The organism is Pseudomonas sp. D47, assembly GCF_045447305.1.
Classification (GTDB): Bacteria; Pseudomonadota; Gammaproteobacteria; order Pseudomonadales; family Pseudomonadaceae; genus Aquipseudomonas.
The window spans coordinates 1-17347 of sequence record NZ_JBJGXU010000047.1 but is presented as its reverse complement, the minus strand read 5'-3'; the positions used below and the strand labels follow the sequence as shown (position 1 = coordinate 17347).

Here is a 17347-nt window from a genome sequence, read left to right as displayed (position 1 = left end):
CTTACTCTTTGTCCAGCTTGCCGACCAGCGACAGGGTGAAGTCAGCACCCATGTACTTGAAGTGCGGGCGCACGTTCAAGCTGACGCGGTACCAGCCAGGCTCGCCTTCGACATCGCTGACGATGATTTGGGCAGCGCGCAGTGGACGACGGCCACGAACTTCGGCGCTTGGGTTTTCTTGGTCCGCCACGTACTGGCGTATCCACTTATTCAGTTCCAACTCAAGGTCGGTACGCTCTTTCCACGAACCAAGTTGCTCGCGCTGCAGCACTTTCAAGTAGTGAGCCAGGCGGTTGACGATCATCATGTACGGCAGTTGCGTGCCGAGCTTGTAGTTCAGCTCTGCTGCCTTGCCTTCCGCGCTGATGCCAAAGAACTTTGGCTTCTGCACCGAGCTTGCGGAGAAGAATGCCGCATTGTCGCTGCCTTTACGCATGGTCAGGGAAATGAAGCCTTCCTCGGCCAATTCGTATTCACGACGGTCGCTAACCAGAACCTCGGTCGGAATCTTGGTTTCGATTTCGCCCATGCTTTCAAAATGGTGCAACGGCAGGTCTTCAACCGCGCCACCGCTCTGAGGGCCGATGATGTTCGGGCACCAGCGGAACTTGGCGAAACTGTCAGTCAGCCGAGTACCAAACGCATAGGCCGTATTGCCCCACAGGTAATGCTCGTGGCTGTTGGCGACGGTCTCTTTGTATACGAACGATTTAACCGGGTTTTCTTCCGGGTCGTAAGGGTTACGCAGCAAGAACCGCGGTACAGTCAGGCCAACATAACGGGAGTCTTCCGACTCACGGAAACTCTGCCATTTGGCGAACTGCGGGCCTTCGAAGTGATCTTTAAGATCCTTCAGGTCCGGCAGACCGGTAAAGCTTTCGAGACCAAAGAACTTCGGTCCCGCCGCCGCGATAAACGGTGCGTGGGACATGCAGGCAACACTGGACACGTACTGCATCAGCTTCACGTCCGGCGAGCTCGGGGACATGAAGTAGTTAGCGATGATCGCGCCCACGGGCTGACCGCCGAACTGACCGTATTCCGCCGTGTAGATATGCTTGTACAGGCCAGCCTGCATAACTTCTGGGGAGTCTTCAAAATCGTCCAGCAGGTCTTCTTTGGACACGTTGAGGATTTCGATCTTGATGTTTTCGCGGAAATTGGTGCGTTCGACCAACAACTGCAGACCACGCCACGACGATTCCAAAGACTGGAAGTCTGGATGGTGCAAAATTTCGTCCATCTGACGGCTGAGCTTGGCATCGATCTCGGCGATCATGCGGTCAACCATGGCCTTTTTGACCGGTTCACCGCTGTTCTGCGGCTTCAGCAGCTCTTCAATGAACGCCGAGACACCCCGTTTGGCGATCTCGTAGGCTTCGTCATCCGGGGTCAGGCGAGTTTCGGCGATGATGCTATCAAGAATGCTGTATTCGCCAATCTCGGTACTCTTTTTCTGTGCTGAACTCGTGCTCATGGTCTTCTCTTCCTTGGCTAATGGGGACTTACGCGTTTTGGGCTGCGGTGTTCATACCCAGCTCACCCAGTACGCGACCGCGGGCCTCGTCGTCGGCGAGAACGCCTTCGATAGCTTTGCGAAACGCAGGTGCATTACCTAGCGGGCCTTTGAGCGCCACAAGTGCGTCGCGCAGTTCCATTAGTTTTTTCAGCTCAGGCACTTGCTCAACCAGGCTGGCCGGGTTGAAGTCCTTCATCGAGTTGACGCGTAGTTTTACCGCTAGCTCTTCAGTGTCGCTGTCGTCCTGAAGACGGTTCGGCACGCTCAGTGTCAGCTGTAACTCTTGTTTTGCCAGCACTTCGTCAAAGGTCATCTTGTCGATGCTAATAGGCTTGCGATCTTCGACCTTGCGTTCGTCCTTGCGGTGGGTGTAGTCACCTATCGCCAGAAGTTTCAACGGCAGCTCAATTTCTTCCTGAGTACCGCCAGTGGCGGGTTTGAAAGTAACGTTAATACGTTCCTTAGGGGCTACCGAGCCTTCTTTGGCCATCATCCATTTCCTTGCTTTACGGCCATGAGGCCTATTCGAGTACCATTTCAAGATCGAGATGGCACAACCTACGATATATCTCATCCTTGCGTTCACGTACGGCATGGTTCTGCGGCAATAACTCGCAGCAGCTATGCAGTAAATGCAGCACTTGCAGCGCAAGATCTGGCTCCCAGGCATTCATACCTGAGTCCTGCAGTGTTTGGTCCAGGGTTTCCAGCTGGGTCTTGGCCAGTTCATATTTTTTGGCCGTGAAGCACAGCCGCGCCAGGGCGAACTGCCAGAAGAACCGAACACGCCCGCCGTGCGCGGTCAGCAAGCCCTGCTTGAGTGTTTGCACAGCCGCCTTGAGGCCGTCCTTACGCAAAATTGGCAGAACTTCTTCCAAGGCCACTTCCCAAGCGGGCTGCTTATCGGTGACCTCGACCTTGCGCGGCGCACTGTTGCTCTGCAGGTGCGGCATGACATTGGCGTTGATCCAGGCTCGTGTGGCCGGGTCGGCAAATGGCGCTCCGTCGTGGAAACGCAATTCGATGATGCCAGGCAACCGTTGTATCAACAGCGCGAAATGGCTTTCCACTTCACGCATCGCAACTTCTGCATCCAGCCCCTGAAGGCATTCCCATGCCATCCGCTGGCCATCGAACCAAAAGGGCGCTTTGGCCAAACTCGTTTCGATTTCCACTAACAGGTCGGCGTACTGCCCTTGGGCATAACGATCCTGATAGGTTTTGAGCTTGTCTGCCGGCAGTCCGCGTAGAGCCGTGATTTTTTCGGCATTACGCTCAGGAATGGCTTCAATACTCATCCACAACAGCGTGCGATTGAGGCGCAGCGCGCGCACATCGGTAGACTTTTGCTTGAGCCACCACGCGCATAACAGTCGAGCACTTTCCTGCTGGTTACGCAGCGCTCTCTGAGCTTCTTTTTCGCTGTCTATAGGGGCGTCTGGTGCAAACAGCTGATTGGCAGCGTGCTTAACCTGGGCCACTACCTGGCCTAAAGCACCGGGTTCTGGCTCATTATTGGCCGCTCGCTGGACCATGCTCGCCAGTCGGCGGTGGATCGGTAACAACAAAGGCGCGGCATCACCCAGATGCTGGGTCAGTACCGTATCCAGCTTTTCCAGGTGTTTAACCAAACTACGAAAAAGCGGCAGTTGCTCTTTGATGGGCACGTCTTCTTTTAACGCGCCTTCAAGGCGCGGCACCAACCAGGATATTGCAGCCGCTCGTGTTCGTGGCTTGTTTGGGTGGAACTCTTCCCAATGGTGCTCACACAGATAGAGCAGCATCCCCAGGCCAGCCTGTAGGCCGTTAAAAGACTCGCGCAGATGCAATGCCCATGTCAGCCAGGCGGCAACGCGCAGATCCTTTGAAGAGTTTCGCAGGATGAGTTCGCTATGTTCTTGGATTTTTTGCCAGTCGATTGGGCCGTTGGCGTGAAGCGAAGTGGCTTTTTCAAGCTCTGCTTCCAGTGCCTCGAACTCACTCGAGTATCGAACTTCGTCGCCGGCAAATTGCTCATTGGAAATGGGCTGCCTAGCAAGAGCGGCATAGTGAATCATGAGTGTGCTGCTGTACGTCATCTATGCCCCCCTGGCTGAGTGTTGATCCTTTAATCTAGCAATATCAGCTTGATACAAGACCGCCTCCGCTGTCATTAGGAAGGACAATCATTTTTGGTGAATTACTTTCTAAAGAAGATAATCAACTGAATTCACAGAGGTTTTTTGGCGGCCAAGATTATTGAAATAGAACGTGTAAGGGAGGCCAGGCGGAGCTCTCTGGGGGTAACACCAAGCGGCTAGCACCCTGTGCTGAGGAGACCTGTTTCGTCACTGCGCTGAAGTCGTTTCACACCGCGAATGCGGGAAAAATGAGGAGTTTTCCTGCACGACACCCCGCGGGGATGCCTCAATATCATTAAACGCTGTGTGCCGCCCTTGAATGAGTGGAGCGCAATCAGCCGAAGGCGGCCCCAGTAGCCGTTACGGGGGGTGGCTCTAAACTCTTAATATGGGTCTTCGACATCGAGTGCCATCATGCGCTGAGCCACAAGCAGGATCATTTACCTGAGCCAATCGACGTCAACACCTCTCTCAAGCGTTCTAGCTGACGGACGCCGAGCATGCATCGCCCTCGCAGGATGCGCAGGTGAGCATCCCGTTAATTCTTCGACCTCGCAGGGCGACTGAGTAACGACAGCCAGGAAGAAGGATATTACAAACTCCGGGGGCCGGGGCGGTTCACTCGGAGAGCGTTTCATACTGTTCGTCGATACCTTTTCGTCGATGAAATCGAGGGCCTGCCTGCCATCCTTCTAGATGTGATGCTGGCGATGAGCATAAGCTTCGGATTCACCTGCCACCGTGGAAGCCTGAATAGTTCCTGGTCAATACGCTCTGTTAGGGATGATCTGAAATAGCCGCGTCTTTTTGGCAGACCGCAGCTCGTGGCTATTTAAAAAATGGCGTTTGATCGAAAAAATGATCAAATCGGTCGCTTATTCCCGTTTATCGGCCCTCAAGCGAACTATTCCTATCCATTTCCACATTACAGGCGCACCTCTCCTGCACCCGTCAGTAAATGTCGGTGAGCCATCCACAGATTCGACAAGGCAAACAGCGTCACTGGACTGGCCCCTATCAAACCGGACACCAATACCCCGTTAAATTGATGCCGCTGCCAAGCGCCTAAATTCCCGTGGTGAACGGTATTTCAGTGCGCTGTGTGGATGCTCCACCTTCGACCGCACTTGAGCCTTGGCCCTTTATATCTTGCGAATTGCCTTGTAAAGAATGCTGCGCTCACCGGGTTTCTTGTAGGTACTGCGCCGAGCGGCAACCTGCCAGATCACGCTCCGGTCGGCATGCTCTTCGCTCTTCTCGATACCGGTGTAACCGGCGTCAGCGCCCACAGCGTTCTCCTCGCCATGCACCAGTTTGTCGACTTGCGTTATGTCGGCGACATTCGCCGCTGTGACAACCACGCTGTGCACCAGGCCTGATTCGTCATCAACGCCGATATGCGCCTTAGCGCCGAAGTAATGCTGGTTGCCTTTCTTCGTCTGGTGCATTTCAGGATCGCGCTTACCGTCCTTGTTCTTGGTCGAACTGGGGCATTGATCAGCGTGGCGTCCACGATGGTGCCCTGGCGCCACAACAGTCCACGGTCGCCCAGGTAACCATTGATTACCACCAGAATCCCAGCCGCCATCTCATGTTTTTCCAACAGACGACGGAAGTTGAGGATCGTCGTTTCGTCTGGAATGCGCTTGAGTTCAAGCCCGGCAAACTGGCGCAGGATAGTGGTCTCGTACAGCGCTTCCTCCATGGCAGGATCGCTGTAGCCGAACCAGTTCTGCATCAGGTGAACACGCAGCATCGCCATCAGCGGATAGGCCGGGCGACCACCTTCACCCTTTGGATAATGGGGTTCGATCAAGGCAATCAGTCCTTTCCAGGGCACAACTTGATCCATCTCGATCAGAACTCGGCGGGTGGGGTCTGGATATTTTATCAAAATCAGGAAGTCTTCTTCAGAGTTTCCTTAGCGAACTGAGTGAGGGGCAGACTCGTCCAGGTCATGGGTTGATATGTTGGTAATGGCCTAGCCTACCGCAGGACTTGCCTGGTGATGATCGCAACGAGACGACCCAGCGCGGCGCGGCCAACTGTTTGTTCGTGGAGGTTCATCAGCGTAATCGCTGAACCAGACTGACGGACCCTCTTTATCGATGCATTTCGCTGGACGTGGTGGAGCTGAAGACCGACTGCACTCATCCGGTGGTAGCGGCCAAGGGCTCGGCGCACCGCCACCTTCCCTTACATGGTGACTCAATTTCCTACCTGTCCTAAATTCAAAATCTTGTTACGTTTCGCAGTGGTGACGATCACTACAGTGTCCAAGGATAAAGAAATTAATGCTTTCCAAGAAAACGACCTACAAGACTACTCTTAGCCTAGCCATTGCCATGGCATCCTCCCAACTGTTTGCGAGCGGCTTTGCTCTCAACGAACAAAGCATCAGCGGGATGGGTACGGGATTTGCCGGACGATCTTCATCTGCCGATGATGCGAGTACTGTTTTTGGTAACCCCGCTGGCATGGCTCGCCTCGAGGGCCAACAAGTGACGGGCGGTTTTGCAGTCATTGATGCCTCCACGGATATCAGCCAAGTCGGCGGTCGCTCAAGCGGCAGCAATAAGGGCGATATGGTGCCATTCATTGCCGTGCCGTTCGGTTTCTATACTAATAAACTCAATGAGCAATGGGCTGTCGGTTTCGGCGTCTACGCACCTTTCGGCCTGACGGCCGATTATGAAAAAGGTTTCCAGGGCAAAGCTTTCGGCAGCAAGAGCGAAGTGAAGGTCATCACTCTCCAGCCGACGGTCAGTTACGCCTTTAATGATAAAGTTTCTATCGGTTTTGGCCCGACCATCAACCGGGTGACCGGGACCCTGGAGTCGGATGTCAACCTGCCAATCCCGGGCACAGGCTCCAACAATATCAAGATCGAGGGTAGTGACACCGCACTTGGTTTCAATGCAGGTCTCTTGGTACAGGCTACTGACACGACACGTGTGGGCCTGACCTATCACTCGAAAGTCAGCTACAAGCTAGAAGGCCACACCAACGTCACCAAAGGCACGAACGTTCCTGCCTCCTTGCTCAATAACGGTCGTTACGACGCCTCGCTTAAGATCGATACGCCTGAGTCGTGGGATCTGTCTGTCACTCAAGACCTGAGTGAAGCCTGGAAACTATACGCGGGTGCCACCTGGACGCGCTGGAGCCGTCTGAAAGACATCACAGTTAATAACGAAGGGGTTTCTGCCATGAGCGGCGGCATGCTCGCCCCGCAACTCGTCGGCACAATCAAGGAGGAACAGAACTGGCACGACACCTGGGCCTATGCCGTGGGGACCTCATACCGCGTCAACAAGCAATGGGTACTGCGCACCGGCTTGACCTTCGACCAAGCGCCCACCAACAATGCTGATCGCTCGCCACGCATCCCTACCGGTGACCGAACCATCTTCAGCCTCGGCGCCGGCTACGACGTGATGCCGAACCTGACCATCGACGTGGCCTACGCCTATCTCAAAGAAGAGTCAGTCAAGGTTAACCGCTCCAACGCCCTGGGCCAGACCTACAACGCCAAGTTTGCAAATAGTGCGAACGGCTTCGGCTTGGGTGCAACCTACCGCTTCTGATTCACGACCGGATCAACAGCCCCGCTTGTATGTTCAATGCGGGGTTGTTTTGTTGTTTAGGAAACAGCTTCGTGCTCTGGTTTACGTAGTGCCATCCCCTCACTCGAAAATGAAGCGCGCCATGATCCTTCCGATGACAGCCAACACCAGGTTCGACCAGAGAGTCTATGACAGACTCTGATTCTCTGGAAATGCTGCTGGCAGAAAAGGCTCGGCTAGTCGTGTTGTTGGCATTGCCGAACTCCGGCAGATGTCCGGTGCCAAAGCCGGGGAAGTATTGCGCACCTGGATGCCAAGCAAAGGCGCTGCACGATTCGCTGACCTCCCGCCATCAATGCCGGCTATTGCCAATACCGTTGCATCGAGCGTTAACTCCGCCCTTCCTCTTGATCCCTGGCAGCCAACTCATCGACCTGCTCTTCTAGCTCAACTTGTTCATACCCTTCGTTAATCGAGTCCAAGCAAACCGGGCAGAGGTTGCCTTGCGCATCTCGCGTAGGGTCCACGTGGCCTTGGCAAAAGCGGTGGTAGTGGCACTTGGTCAGTGTCTGCGAGATAAACTCGTCCATGATTCAGATTCCTTTTTGGGGGGTTATTAAAAGTCTCACGATTATGGCCTACCCTTCGACGGGGCAGGCCTCGTATTCCGCCTGCTCGATCAGCAGCATTACCAGGGTGGTCACATCGCGGGCTTTGCTGTTGTAAACATTCAGCGCCTGCTCGACCTGCAGTTGGGCCTGCTCCCAAGCGGCGCGGTCGTAACGGTCAACACCCACCAGCACTTTACCGGCAGCGACCCAGGTTGCCTTAGCGTCTTGCGCGGCGCCCAGAAAAAACTTGAGCCGATCACTGTCAATCATCGCCATGCTGGGCGTTCCTTATCCGTCCAGCACGCTTTCAGCTTAATCGCCATAGGCCGCGTCAGCCAGCTTGCGCAACTCATGCGCTTCACTCGCATCGATCAGGCCCAGAGCTTTCAACTGATAGACCTCACGGCGCAACTCACGATGCCAAGCGTCCAAGCTGCTGCTGACAAAGGCATTGCTTAAAAGTTTGTACCAGTTCGCCAATCGGCGGTTTCTTTCGTCGGGGGCAGTCATGATCGGGAGCCTTTCTAAAAAGTCCATCTTTACACCCTGCGCAAAGAAGGTCCTCTATGTTCGTGAGTAACTCAACTGCTGGCACACACTTGACCCAAACTTGAGCTGTGTCGAGTTTCGCCTATGGAATCAAGTTGGAGTACCAAAACGGCCAATCGGCGCCGTCGTATTCAAGTGGCCGACGAGGTCCATGATTGACTAGCCAGTTTCGTTCTAGATGATCTCAGAGGTCAACGTTCACGAGTGAATACGCGGGAGTTGGGAGGTTATTGTACTATCATTCGCGAGATTTTCCTCGACTGAACCTTTGCGAAAAATCGTATCGGTTCAGTGCCAGTAACCAAGTTGAGAGTGCGTTTCCTGCAACTCTCATTGCGGGGCGGCGATGGGGCATCACGACCGGAACGCAAATAGCCGATGTCATCAATGACCGACAGCCCCCGCCCGGGGGGGGGGGCAACTACCTTGCGAAACCGAAGAATTGATGGTTTTTGTCTCGTTATGTGCGGTTTTCGGCAGATTATGAACGGTTTTCGTGTGGTTTTTGAACTGTGTATGGGTGGTCATTTCAGCCCATTTACACATTTTAAAATGCCCACTTTTCGTCATGAAAGGCCCACCCGTTCGGCATTTAGCTCCATCCGTACATTCGGAAAATAGATACCTCCCCCCTAAGGCCGTTTCTTTGCAACCGACTAACTACTTACGTACGCATCCCACGCCCGCTCACCAGCAACCGCGCGCAACCGATATACAGCACCACGGTGGCCACCAGCATAAAGGTAATCGCCACGCTGATCTTGATATCCGACACACCCAGGATGCCATAGCGGAAGGCATTGACCATGTGCAGCACCGGGTTGGCCAGCGACACGGTCTGCCAGAACGGCGGCAACAAGGTGATGGAGTAGAACACCCCGCCCAGGTAAGTCAGCGGCGTCAGCACGAACGTCGGAATGATCGAAATATCATCGAAATTGCGCGCAAACACAGCGTTGATAAAGCCCAGCAGCGAGAAGATCGTCGCGGTCAGCACCACCACCAGAATAGTAACCCCAAGGTGATGCACTTGCAGGTGGGTAAAGAACAGTGACAGCAAAGTCACGATCACGCCGACCATCAAGCCACGCAGCACGCCGCCCAAGGTGTAGCCGATCAGAATCGTGTGCGGCGACACCGGCGACACCATCAGTTCTTCGATGGAACGCTGGAACTTACTGCCGAAGAAACTGGAGACCACGTTGCCGTAGGAGTTGGTGATCACCGACATCATGATCAGGCCCGGCACGATGTACTCCATATAGGTGAAGCCACCCATGTCGCCGATCTGACGGCCGATCAAGTTACCGAAAATCACAAAGTACAGGACCATGGTGATCGCCGGCGGCAGCAAAGTCTGCGGCCAGATCCGGGTAAAGCGCTTCACTTCACGGTAGACAATCGTCTGCAGCGCGACAATGTTGGGTTGCAGTTCAGAACTCATACCGCCACCTTCGCCAGATTTTTCTCCACCAAGGACACGAACAACTCCTCAAGGCGATTGGTTTTATTACGCAGGCTCAGCACTTCGATGTTCTGGGCGGCCAGTTGGGTAAACAACGCAGTGATGCCCATGGCTTTGTCCACCTGGACTTCCAGGGTGTGGGCGTCGACCAGGCGGCTTGGGTAGCCAAGCAGTTGCGGCGCCACCGGCAGATTGTTTTTCACGTCGAGCAGGAAAGTTTCCACATGCAACTGGCCCAGCAAGTTACGCATGCTGGTGTTCTCGACGATGGTGCCATGGTCGATGATGCCGATGTTGCGGCACAGTTGCTCAGCCTCTTCCAGGTAATGAGTGGTGAGGATGATGGTGATGCCCTTCTCATTCAGCTCGGTGAGGAAGGTCCACATCGAGCGACGCAGCTCAATGTCGACACCGGCGGTCGGCTCGTCGAGGATCAGCAGGCGCGGTTCGTGCACCAGTGCGCGAGCGATCATCAGGCGGCGCTTCATGCCACCCGAGAGCGAACGCGAAGGCACGTCGCGCTTGTCCCACAGACCCAACTGGGTCAGGTACTGCTCGGCGCGTTCCTTGGCGATTTTGGCCGGGATGCCGTAGTAGCCGGCCTGGGTGACGATGATGTCGAAGGTCTTTTCAAACTGGTTGAAGTTGAATTCCTGGGGCACCACGCCGATGGAACGCTTGAGCGCCGCCGGGGACTTGTCCAGGTCATGACCAAAAATATTCACCATGCCGCTGGTCTTGTTGACCAGGGTCGAGAGAATGCCGATGGTGGTGGATTTGCCAGCGCCGTTGGGGCCGAGCAAGGCGAAGAAGTCACCTTCGGCAACGTCCAGATCGATACCACTCAGGGCCTGGAAACCGTTGCCGTAGGTTTTGGTTAGCTGCCGGATGGACAGAGCGGAACTCATATCGGAATACGCACCAAAGAAGGGAATAGGAACAGTAGATGAGGGCGCAGCCCAGGTAGTTCAACGGCGGCGCATGGCAGGCATGTTGCTTGCCCGCGCCGCACAAGTACAGTCACCCGTATTAATAGTGGGTATTAAGTCAACGCGGTCATCACGGCTTTGCGGTAGGCCGGGCGCTGTTGCAAGCGTTGGTACCAGGCCTCTAAATGGGGCATCGACGGGCGTTCGATGGGCATTTCAAACCAGGCATAAATGAAGCTGCCCAGCGGGATATCGCCCATGCCGATCGCGTTGCCCGACAGATACGGCTGCACGGCCAGTGCCTGCTCGACGGTGTGGAGCACATCAATACACGCCTGACGCCCGGCGTGGATGGTGTCCCAGTTCTGTTTTTCCGCCGGGGTGCGCAGTACGCCCCAGAACACGATCTTGAACGGTTCGGCGAAGGTGGACGTGGTCCAATCCATCCACTTCTCGGCATTCGCCCGCGCTTGCAGGTCGCTTGGGTACCAGTTCGACGCCTGCTTGGCGCAGAGGTAACGCACGATGGTGTTGGATTCCCAGAGCACAAAGTCGCCGTCTTCGATCATCGGCACCCGGCCATTGGGGTTCAACGCTCGGTATTGCGGCGTGTCGACCACACCAAAAGCTCCGCCCGCATCAATTGCTTCATAGTCCAGGCCGAGCTCCTCGGCGCACCACAGTGCTTTCCTGACGTTTGATGAATTTTTACGACCCCAGACTTTCAGCATGACCGCGCCTTATCGTTGATGAACATGGCTTGATGAACGCAGCAGCATACGCCGGTTCATGCGCGGCTTAAATCGCTCTGCAGGTCCCCCAGCAGGATCGGCATGTCCTCGGCAAACAGGTGCGGGTAACACTGCTGAATATGCGCGAAGAAAAATGCCTCCGGCACGTCGGAAAACTGCCCGTGGTCCAGCACATATTCCATCGAGCGCTGGCCCTGGCGATTGAACGCATGGAACACGCTGTCGTTGAGGCCATCGAATTCCAGCGGCGGTACATCAAACAATTCGCACAGCTGGCTGTTGAACGCAGGCGTGGCTTTGACCCAACGCCCGCGCAGGTACAACTCGGTATAGCCGTGCATGGCGAACACATCGCTTTTGAGCAAAGCGATCAGGCGTGGCGTCGAGAGATGATTGCGCACATCCGCCAGGCCGATGCGCGCCGGAATGCCGCAGTGGCGGGCGCAGGCGGCGAGCAAGGTGGCCTTGGGCACGCAGTAGCTCTCACCGGCAGCCAGGGCGAAGCTGGCGCTCAGGGTGCCTGGGTCGCGGCTGAAGGTGTAGGGGTTGTAGCGAATCGCCTCACGCACGGCGTAATAAAGACTGACTGCCTGGTCACGCAAATCCGCGCTGGGACCGCGATGTTTTTCCGCGAACTCCACCACCGCAGGGTGGTCACTATCGATGAAGCGGCTGGGATGCAGGTACGTATCCATGAGCGTTATCTCCGGAGGAAGCCTTGAGTCTAACGACAGGTCTGCCCTTGCGATAACGACGATTCGGCCAAATGTCGGCGCCTGGTGATCGGTGCTTCCTGTACAACTCGTTACACGCTCATCACCGCGCTTTTTCGGATGCCGACTAAGCTCCATGGTGGTTTCGCCCCTGGTTTCACGGAGGATTGAATATGCTGTTGTTGTGGATACTGGTTCTGGTGGTCGGCATTGCCTACCTGGCACACCGCCGCACCGCGCCCCTGCCCGCCCTGGGCGTGGTCGCCGTTTACCTGCTGGCGATGGGCGCCTGGAGCCACGCACCGGGTTGGCTGCTGCTGATCCTCTGGGTGTTGATCGCCCTCGTGGCCGCGCCCCTGCTGCTGCCCGACCTGCGCCGCCAATACTTCACCAAGCCGCTGTTCAGCTGGTTCCAGAAAGTCCTGCCGCCGATGTCCGAGACCGAGCGCGACGCGATTGATGCCGGCACCGTATGGTGGGATGGCGAACTGTTCAGCGGTCGCCCCGATTGGGACAAGTTACTGGCCTACCCCAAGGCGCAATTGACCGAAGAAGAACAGGCCTTCATCGACGGCCCTACCGAAGAACTCTGCGCGATGGTCAGCGACTGGGAAATCGGCCAGGCCATGGACCTGCCGCCCGCTGCCTGGGAACACATCAAGACCCACGGCTTCTTTGCCCTGATCATTCCCAAGGAGTACGGCGGCAAGGGCTTCTCCGCCTACGCCCACTCCCAGGTTGCCATGAAGCTCGCGACCCGCAGCGGCGACCTGGCCTCCACGGTGATGGTGCCCAACTCCCTCGGCCCGGCTGAATTACTGCTGCATTACGGCACCGATGAACAACGCAACCACTACCTGCCGCGCCTGGCGCGTGGCGACGATATTCCGTGCTTCGCGCTGACGGGCCCGCTGGCCGGCTCCGACGCTGGCGCCATGCCCGACACCGGCGTGATCTGCAAAGGTGAATGGGAGGGCAAGGAAACCCTTGGCCTAAGCCTCAACTGGGAAAAACGCTACATCACGCTCGGCCCGGTCGCGACCCTGTTGGGGCTCGCGTTCAAGGCGCATGACCCGGACCACCTGCTGGGCGATAAAGAAGACTTGGGCATCAGCCTGGCGCTGATCCCCACCGACACCCCTGGCGTGGAAATCGGCCGCCGCCACCTGCCACTGGGCGCGGCGTTCATGAACGGCCCCAACTCGGGCAAAGACGTGTTCATCCCCCTGGAATTCCTCATCGGTGGCCAGGAGATGCTCGGCAAGGGCTGGATGATGCTGATGAACTGCCTGTCGGTGGGCCGCTCGATCTCCCTGCCCGCGGTGGGCACCGGCGCGGCCAAGTTCACCAGCCTGGTGACCGGCCAGTACGCCCAGGTGCGTGAGCAGTTCAACGTGCCGCTGTCGGCCTTCGAAGGTATCCAGGAAGCCCTGGCGCGTATCGGCGGCAATGCCTGGCTGATGGACAGCGCACGCATGCTCACCGCCAACGCGGTGGACCTGGGGGAAAAACCCTCGGTGCTGTCAGCGATCCTCAAGTACCACCTCACTGAGCGCGGCCGCGAGTGCATCAGCCACGCCATGGACGTACACGGTGGCAAGGGCATCATCATGGGCCCGAACAACTACCTGGGCCGTAACTGGCAAGGCGCGCCGATCTTCATCACCGTGGAAGGCGCGAACATCCTGTCGCGCAACCTGATGATCTTTGGCCAGGGCGCGATTCGCTGCCACCCGTTCGTGCTCAAGGAAATGGCCCTCGCCGGCCGTGAAGACCATGACCAGGCACTCAAGGAGTTCGACGGCTTGCTGATGCAACACATCGGTTTCGCCGTGAGCAACGCCGCCAGCACTTTGGTGCTGAACCTGGGTGTTGGCCACTTCGAGAAAGCCCCGGGCAACCGCCTGAGCCAGGGTTACTTCCGTGCGCTTAACCGTCAGGCAGCCGCATTTGCCCTGCTTGCCGACTTGAGCATGATGCTGCTGGGCGGCGAGTTGAAACGTCGCGAACGCCTGTCGGCGCGCCTGGGGGATGTGCTGAGCCACATGTACCTGGCGTCGGCGGCGCTCAAGCGCTATCACGACCTGGATTCGCCGGACCACCTGGAACCGCTGTTCGCCTGGGCCATGGAAGAAAGCCTCGGCGAATCGGAACGCGCGCTGGATGAGCTGCTGAGCAACTTCCCGAACAAGGTGCTCGGCTGCCTGCTGCGGGTGATCGTGTTCCCGTTCGGGCGTCGCCATACCGGGCCGTCCGATGCGCTGGATGCCGAAGTAGCCGCCGTCATCGGTCGCGCCAAAGGCGACCCGACCCTCGAAGAACTACTGGCCGGCTGCTACCGTCCGCAATCGGCAGAAGACCCGGTCGGCGCCCTGCAACATGCCTACGACTTGCTCGGTGCCAGCCAACCGCTGCAGAAAAAGCTGCACGCCGCGCTGAAAAGCGGCCAAGTCAAACCGAGTGCCGGTGAGCATGCCATCGATGCCGCACTGCACGCCGGAGTGCTACAACCGGCCGAAGCGCAAACCCTGCGCGACGCCGAAGCGGCACGGCGCAAGGTGATCGACGTGGATGATTTCAGCAAGGAAGAGCTGACCCAGGCTGAGGGTAAAGTCCGCTGATCACCCACGCCCTATAAGCTAAGATGATATAAATACGGGCGCGAGAGGCATATACTCTCGCGCCCGTTTTTGCTTTGAGGACTTATCTCGTGTCCAACGTCGTTGCCGATCATCTCGTCTTGCTCGACCACTTGCGCAGCATCCTGGTTGCCGTCGGCGAAGCCGAACAGGTGCCCGAGGAAAGCCACACCCTGTTCCTGGAGCGTTTCGACGAATTGCGCGCCCTGCTGCCGATCGACCCGATCGAAAGCCAGTACCTGGGCCAGGACATAATGAGTCAGGTTATCCTGCGCTACCCGCAAATCGCCCACTTGGTGCCGCGCGACCTGCTGTGGTTCTTTGGCGGTGACTGCCTACACTTCATGCCGGATGAAGAACTGGACCTGTACCAGGCCTTGGAAGAACGTCGTTTCGAAGCTGAACAGAACGACGAACCGTTTGACTGGAACCAGGAAAAACAGCTGCTGGCCATGCCGCAGGATCAAAGCAAGCACTGATTCCAGCGAACAAACGCTCTTCTATGGGAGCTGGCTTGCCTGCGATGGAGTCGCCAAGGTTTTGACTTCCAGACCGAGTCGCCTGCATCGCAGGCAAGCCAGCTCCCACATGAGCCAGCGCCTACAATCAGCGTCGACGCAACGTCGGCTCCTTCGCCATACACGCCACCAGATAATCAATAAACACGCGTAACTTCGGCGGCAAATACCGCGTCGGCGAATGCAGCAACCACGCCTCGCCATGGTAGGACGCAATAAAATCCCACACTGGCAACACCTGCACCAACCGCCCCTGCTCCAGCGCATGCCGCGCGGTGAAATACGGCAAGCTGCCAATCCCCACATGCTGCAACACCGCGTCCAGCCTCACCCCAGTGTGGTTCGCCGCATAGCGACCGCGCACCCCGACCGTCACCGCCTTGCCGCCCTGGCGGAATTTCCAGCGTGAATCGCCCGGCGTTTCGCCGAGGTAAATACAACTGTGCTCAAGCAAATCATGCGGATGGTCCGGCGTGCCGTGCTCGGCCAGGTACTGCGGGGTGGCGCACAGCAAGTGTTCGATGGGCAACAATTGTCGGCCAACCAGACCGGGCGGCGGGCTGTCGGTGATGCGAATACTCAGGTCGACGTTGTCGTCGATCAGGTCCACATGCCGGTCCTCAAGAATCAACTGCACATCCACCTTCGGATAACGCCGCAAAAACTCAGGCATATGCGGATGCACCACAAACCGCCCGACTGCCTTGGGCACGCTGACCCGCACCAACCCTTCGGCTTCGTGGGTGAACTGGCCGCTGATTTCCATCACCGAGCGCGCCGCGTTGACCATTTCCTGGCACCGCTTGAACACCTCTTCACCGCCCTCGCTCAGGCGCAACTTGCGCGTGGTGCGTTGCAACAGGCGCGTAGCCAGTGCCTGTTCCAGGCGTGAGATGCTGCGGCTTACCGCCGAAGGCGAAACGCTGAGTTGCCGCGCCGCTTCAGAGAAGCTGCCGGTTTCCACCACTTTGACGAAAATCGCCATTTCACCCAGCAGCGGCAAAGGAAGATTGATGCTCATGACGCACAGGTCCATTGATAATTGAACGGATTATCACCCATCTGCGCACTATTTATACTGCCCGTAGAACCCTGATGCGGATGTAAACGATGACCGAGCGCCTGTTTTTTACCCACGACCACCTGACTGCCGAGCTTGAAGTGCTGGCCTGCACCCCGCACGAAGGCCTGTTTGCTGTGACCTTGCAGTCGACGATCTTCCACCCGCAGGGCGGTGGGCAACCCTTCGACACCGGTTGGCTCGGCGACAGCCAGGTGCTGCGCGTCACCCAGGAAGCCGACCGAGTGGTGCATTACGTTGACCAGCCTGTGGAGCCTGGGCAGATCATCGCGCGGGTCGATGAACAGCGCCGCGCCCTGCACACACGCCTGCATTCTGCCGGGCATCTGATTGGCAGCGCCGGGGAGAGCCTGGGCTGGATGCCGATCAAGGCCCATCACTGGCCGGGCGAGTGCAAAATCACCTTTATTCGTGGCGAAGCCGCACAAGCCATGGACGCCGAGGCGATTCAAACTCAAATCAACCAGTGGATCGCCGCGGACTACCCGCGTCACATGGTCTTGGAAGATGGCACCCGCGAAGTAGGCTTCGGTGAATTACCCGCCTACGCCTGCGGCGGCACGCATGTGCAGGCTTTGAGCGAGTTGGGCGAGGTGACGATACTGGGCTTGTCGGAGAAAAAGGGCACGTTGTCGGTGCGCTACGAAATCATCTGAAACGACACACGCGTTTTTGTGGCGAGCGGGCTTGCCCTAATGCCGTTCAGTTAAGCGAACGCAATGCCCAAAGCAGCGAAGATTAAATGTGGGAGCGGGCTTGCCTGCGATGACCATGGGTATCTACGCAACTTTTTGTGTTGCGCTAAGTTTTTGACCGGGTTTTTAGGTAGATATGAGTACATATCCGTTGCTGCGGTAACGGCTTCGTAGGGTTCCGCCCTTACGG

The 17347-nt window shown here is 57.0% G+C and carries 15 protein-coding genes and 1 pseudogene; 4 read left to right on the top strand and 12 right to left on the bottom strand.

Annotated elements, in window-relative coordinates; genetic code table 11:
- Nucleotide 1 precedes the first annotated feature (1 nt).
- The 4 genes and pseudogenes from tssC to ACI77I_RS23895 form a co-directional block, all read right to left on the bottom strand.
- Nucleotides 2-1477 carry a type VI secretion system contractile sheath large subunit gene (gene tssC / locus ACI77I_RS23910; RefSeq protein WP_406998567.1) on the bottom strand — a complete coding sequence of 492 codons (1476 nt, stop codon included), beginning with the start codon at nt 1475-1477 and terminating at the stop codon, nt 2-4.
- A gap of 28 nt (nt 1478-1505) precedes the next feature.
- On the bottom strand, nt 1506-2009 hold the full coding sequence (gene tssB, locus ACI77I_RS23905; RefSeq protein WP_406998565.1) for a type VI secretion system contractile sheath small subunit: 504 nt from the start codon (nt 2007-2009) through the stop codon (nt 1506-1508).
- A gap of 31 nt (nt 2010-2040) precedes the next feature.
- The gene (gene tssA, locus ACI77I_RS23900; RefSeq protein ID WP_406998563.1) at nt 2041-3597 is read right to left on the bottom strand and encodes a type VI secretion system protein TssA; all 1557 of its coding nucleotides are present in this window, start codon (nt 3595-3597) and stop codon (nt 2041-2043) included.
- Nucleotides 3598-4564: 967 nt separating this feature from the next.
- Nucleotides 4565-5491, bottom strand: a pseudogene (locus ACI77I_RS23895) (IS5 family transposase).
- A 442-nt stretch (nt 5492-5933) separates the two neighbouring features.
- Between ACI77I_RS23895 and ACI77I_RS23890 the strand changes: the two are divergent.
- Nucleotides 5934-7226 (top strand): OmpP1/FadL family transporter, encoded by a 1293-nt coding sequence (locus tag ACI77I_RS23890; RefSeq protein ID WP_406998561.1) that lies wholly within the window; start codon nt 5934-5936, stop codon nt 7224-7226.
- A gap of 368 nt (nt 7227-7594) precedes the next feature.
- Here the strand turns inward: ACI77I_RS23890 and ACI77I_RS23885 are convergent, their stop codons facing one another.
- The 7 genes from ACI77I_RS23885 to ACI77I_RS23855 all read right to left on the bottom strand — a co-directional run bounded on the left by ACI77I_RS23885 (nt 7595) and on the right by ACI77I_RS23855 (nt 12206).
- Nucleotides 7595-7795 (bottom strand): hypothetical protein, encoded by a 201-nt coding sequence (locus ACI77I_RS23885; protein ID WP_406998559.1) that lies wholly within the window; start codon nt 7793-7795, stop codon nt 7595-7597.
- 48 nt (nt 7796-7843) lie between these two features.
- Nucleotides 7844-8092, bottom strand: a complete 249-nt coding sequence (locus ACI77I_RS23880) for a hypothetical protein (protein ID WP_406998557.1) — start codon at nt 8090-8092, stop codon at nt 7844-7846.
- Between the two features lie 36 nt (nt 8093-8128).
- A complete protein-coding gene (locus ACI77I_RS23875) occupies nt 8129-8353 on the bottom strand; it encodes a hypothetical protein (RefSeq protein ID WP_406998556.1) in 225 nt (74 codons plus the stop codon).
- A 676-nt stretch (nt 8354-9029) separates the two neighbouring features.
- Nucleotides 9030-9809 carry an ABC transporter permease gene (locus ACI77I_RS23870; protein ID WP_094953721.1) on the bottom strand — a complete coding sequence of 260 codons (780 nt, stop codon included), beginning with the start codon at nt 9807-9809 and terminating at the stop codon, nt 9030-9032.
- Nucleotides 9806-10738: an ABC transporter ATP-binding protein gene (locus ACI77I_RS23865; RefSeq protein WP_406998555.1), complete on the bottom strand. Its 933-nt coding sequence runs from the start codon at nt 10736-10738 to the stop codon at nt 9806-9808. The genes ACI77I_RS23870 and ACI77I_RS23865 overlap by 4 nt, the downstream gene beginning before the upstream one ends.
- A gap of 134 nt (nt 10739-10872) precedes the next feature.
- Nucleotides 10873-11490 (bottom strand): glutathione S-transferase family protein, encoded by a 618-nt coding sequence (locus ACI77I_RS23860; RefSeq protein WP_094953719.1) that lies wholly within the window; start codon nt 11488-11490, stop codon nt 10873-10875.
- A 56-nt stretch (nt 11491-11546) separates the two neighbouring features.
- Nucleotides 11547-12206: a transglutaminase family protein gene (locus tag ACI77I_RS23855; protein ID WP_406998554.1), complete on the bottom strand. Its 660-nt coding sequence runs from the start codon at nt 12204-12206 to the stop codon at nt 11547-11549.
- A gap of 191 nt (nt 12207-12397) precedes the next feature.
- Here ACI77I_RS23855 and ACI77I_RS23850 point away from each other — a divergent pair, with 191 nt between their 5' ends.
- The gene (locus ACI77I_RS23850; protein WP_406998553.1) at nt 12398-14845 is read left to right on the top strand and encodes an acyl-CoA dehydrogenase; all 2448 of its coding nucleotides are present in this window, start codon (nt 12398-12400) and stop codon (nt 14843-14845) included.
- 89 nt (nt 14846-14934) lie between these two features.
- Nucleotides 14935-15342 carry a PA2817 family protein gene (locus ACI77I_RS23845; protein ID WP_083359297.1) on the top strand — a complete coding sequence of 136 codons (408 nt, stop codon included), beginning with the start codon at nt 14935-14937 and terminating at the stop codon, nt 15340-15342.
- 127 nt (nt 15343-15469) lie between these two features.
- On the opposite strand, the gene ACI77I_RS23840 is transcribed toward ACI77I_RS23845, so the two are convergent.
- Nucleotides 15470-16402, bottom strand: coding sequence for a LysR family transcriptional regulator (locus ACI77I_RS23840; RefSeq protein WP_406998552.1), 933 nt, complete (start codon nt 16400-16402; stop codon nt 15470-15472).
- An 89-nt stretch (nt 16403-16491) separates the two neighbouring features.
- On the opposite strand from ACI77I_RS23840, the gene ACI77I_RS23835 reads away from it, so the two are divergent.
- Nucleotides 16492-17118, top strand: a complete 627-nt coding sequence (locus ACI77I_RS23835; RefSeq protein ID WP_406998551.1) for an alanyl-tRNA editing protein — start codon at nt 16492-16494, stop codon at nt 17116-17118.
- The last annotated feature ends 229 nt before the right edge of the window (nt 17119-17347 follow it).

What these genes read in the sequence shown, in the direction of transcription:
- ACI77I_RS23885 (WP_406998559.1), bottom strand. Translation starts at nt 7,795, where the DNA reads ATGGACGAGTTTATCTCGCAGACACTGACCAAGTGCCACTACCACCGC.
- tssC (WP_406998567.1), bottom strand. Translation starts at nt 1,477, where the DNA reads ATGAGCACGAGTTCAGCACAGAAAAAGAGTACCGAGATTGGCGAATAC.
- ACI77I_RS23870 (WP_094953721.1), bottom strand. Translation starts at nt 9,809, where the DNA reads ATGAGTTCTGAACTGCAACCCAACATTGTCGCGCTGCAGACGATTGTC.
- ACI77I_RS23840 (WP_406998552.1), bottom strand. Translation starts at nt 16,402, where the DNA reads ATGAGCATCAATCTTCCTTTGCCGCTGCTGGGTGAAATGGCGATTTTC.
- ACI77I_RS23860 (WP_094953719.1), bottom strand. Translation starts at nt 11,490, where the DNA reads ATGCTGAAAGTCTGGGGTCGTAAAAATTCATCAAACGTCAGGAAAGCA.
- ACI77I_RS23855 (WP_406998554.1), bottom strand. Translation starts at nt 12,206, where the DNA reads ATGGATACGTACCTGCATCCCAGCCGCTTCATCGATAGTGACCACCCT.
- ACI77I_RS23890 (WP_406998561.1), top strand. Translation starts at nt 5,934, where the DNA reads ATGCTTTCCAAGAAAACGACCTACAAGACTACTCTTAGCCTAGCCATT.
- ACI77I_RS23835 (WP_406998551.1), top strand. Translation starts at nt 16,492, where the DNA reads ATGACCGAGCGCCTGTTTTTTACCCACGACCACCTGACTGCCGAGCTT.
- ACI77I_RS23850 (WP_406998553.1), top strand. Translation starts at nt 12,398, where the DNA reads ATGCTGTTGTTGTGGATACTGGTTCTGGTGGTCGGCATTGCCTACCTG.
- ACI77I_RS23865 (WP_406998555.1), bottom strand. Translation starts at nt 10,738, where the DNA reads ATGAGTTCCGCTCTGTCCATCCGGCAGCTAACCAAAACCTACGGCAAC.
- tssB (WP_406998565.1), bottom strand. Translation starts at nt 2,009, where the DNA reads ATGGCCAAAGAAGGCTCGGTAGCCCCTAAGGAACGTATTAACGTTACT.
- tssA (WP_406998563.1), bottom strand. Translation starts at nt 3,597, where the DNA reads ATGACGTACAGCAGCACACTCATGATTCACTATGCCGCTCTTGCTAGG.
- ACI77I_RS23880 (WP_406998557.1), bottom strand. Translation starts at nt 8,092, where the DNA reads ATGGCGATGATTGACAGTGATCGGCTCAAGTTTTTTCTGGGCGCCGCG.
- ACI77I_RS23875 (WP_406998556.1), bottom strand. Translation starts at nt 8,353, where the DNA reads ATGGACTTTTTAGAAAGGCTCCCGATCATGACTGCCCCCGACGAAAGA.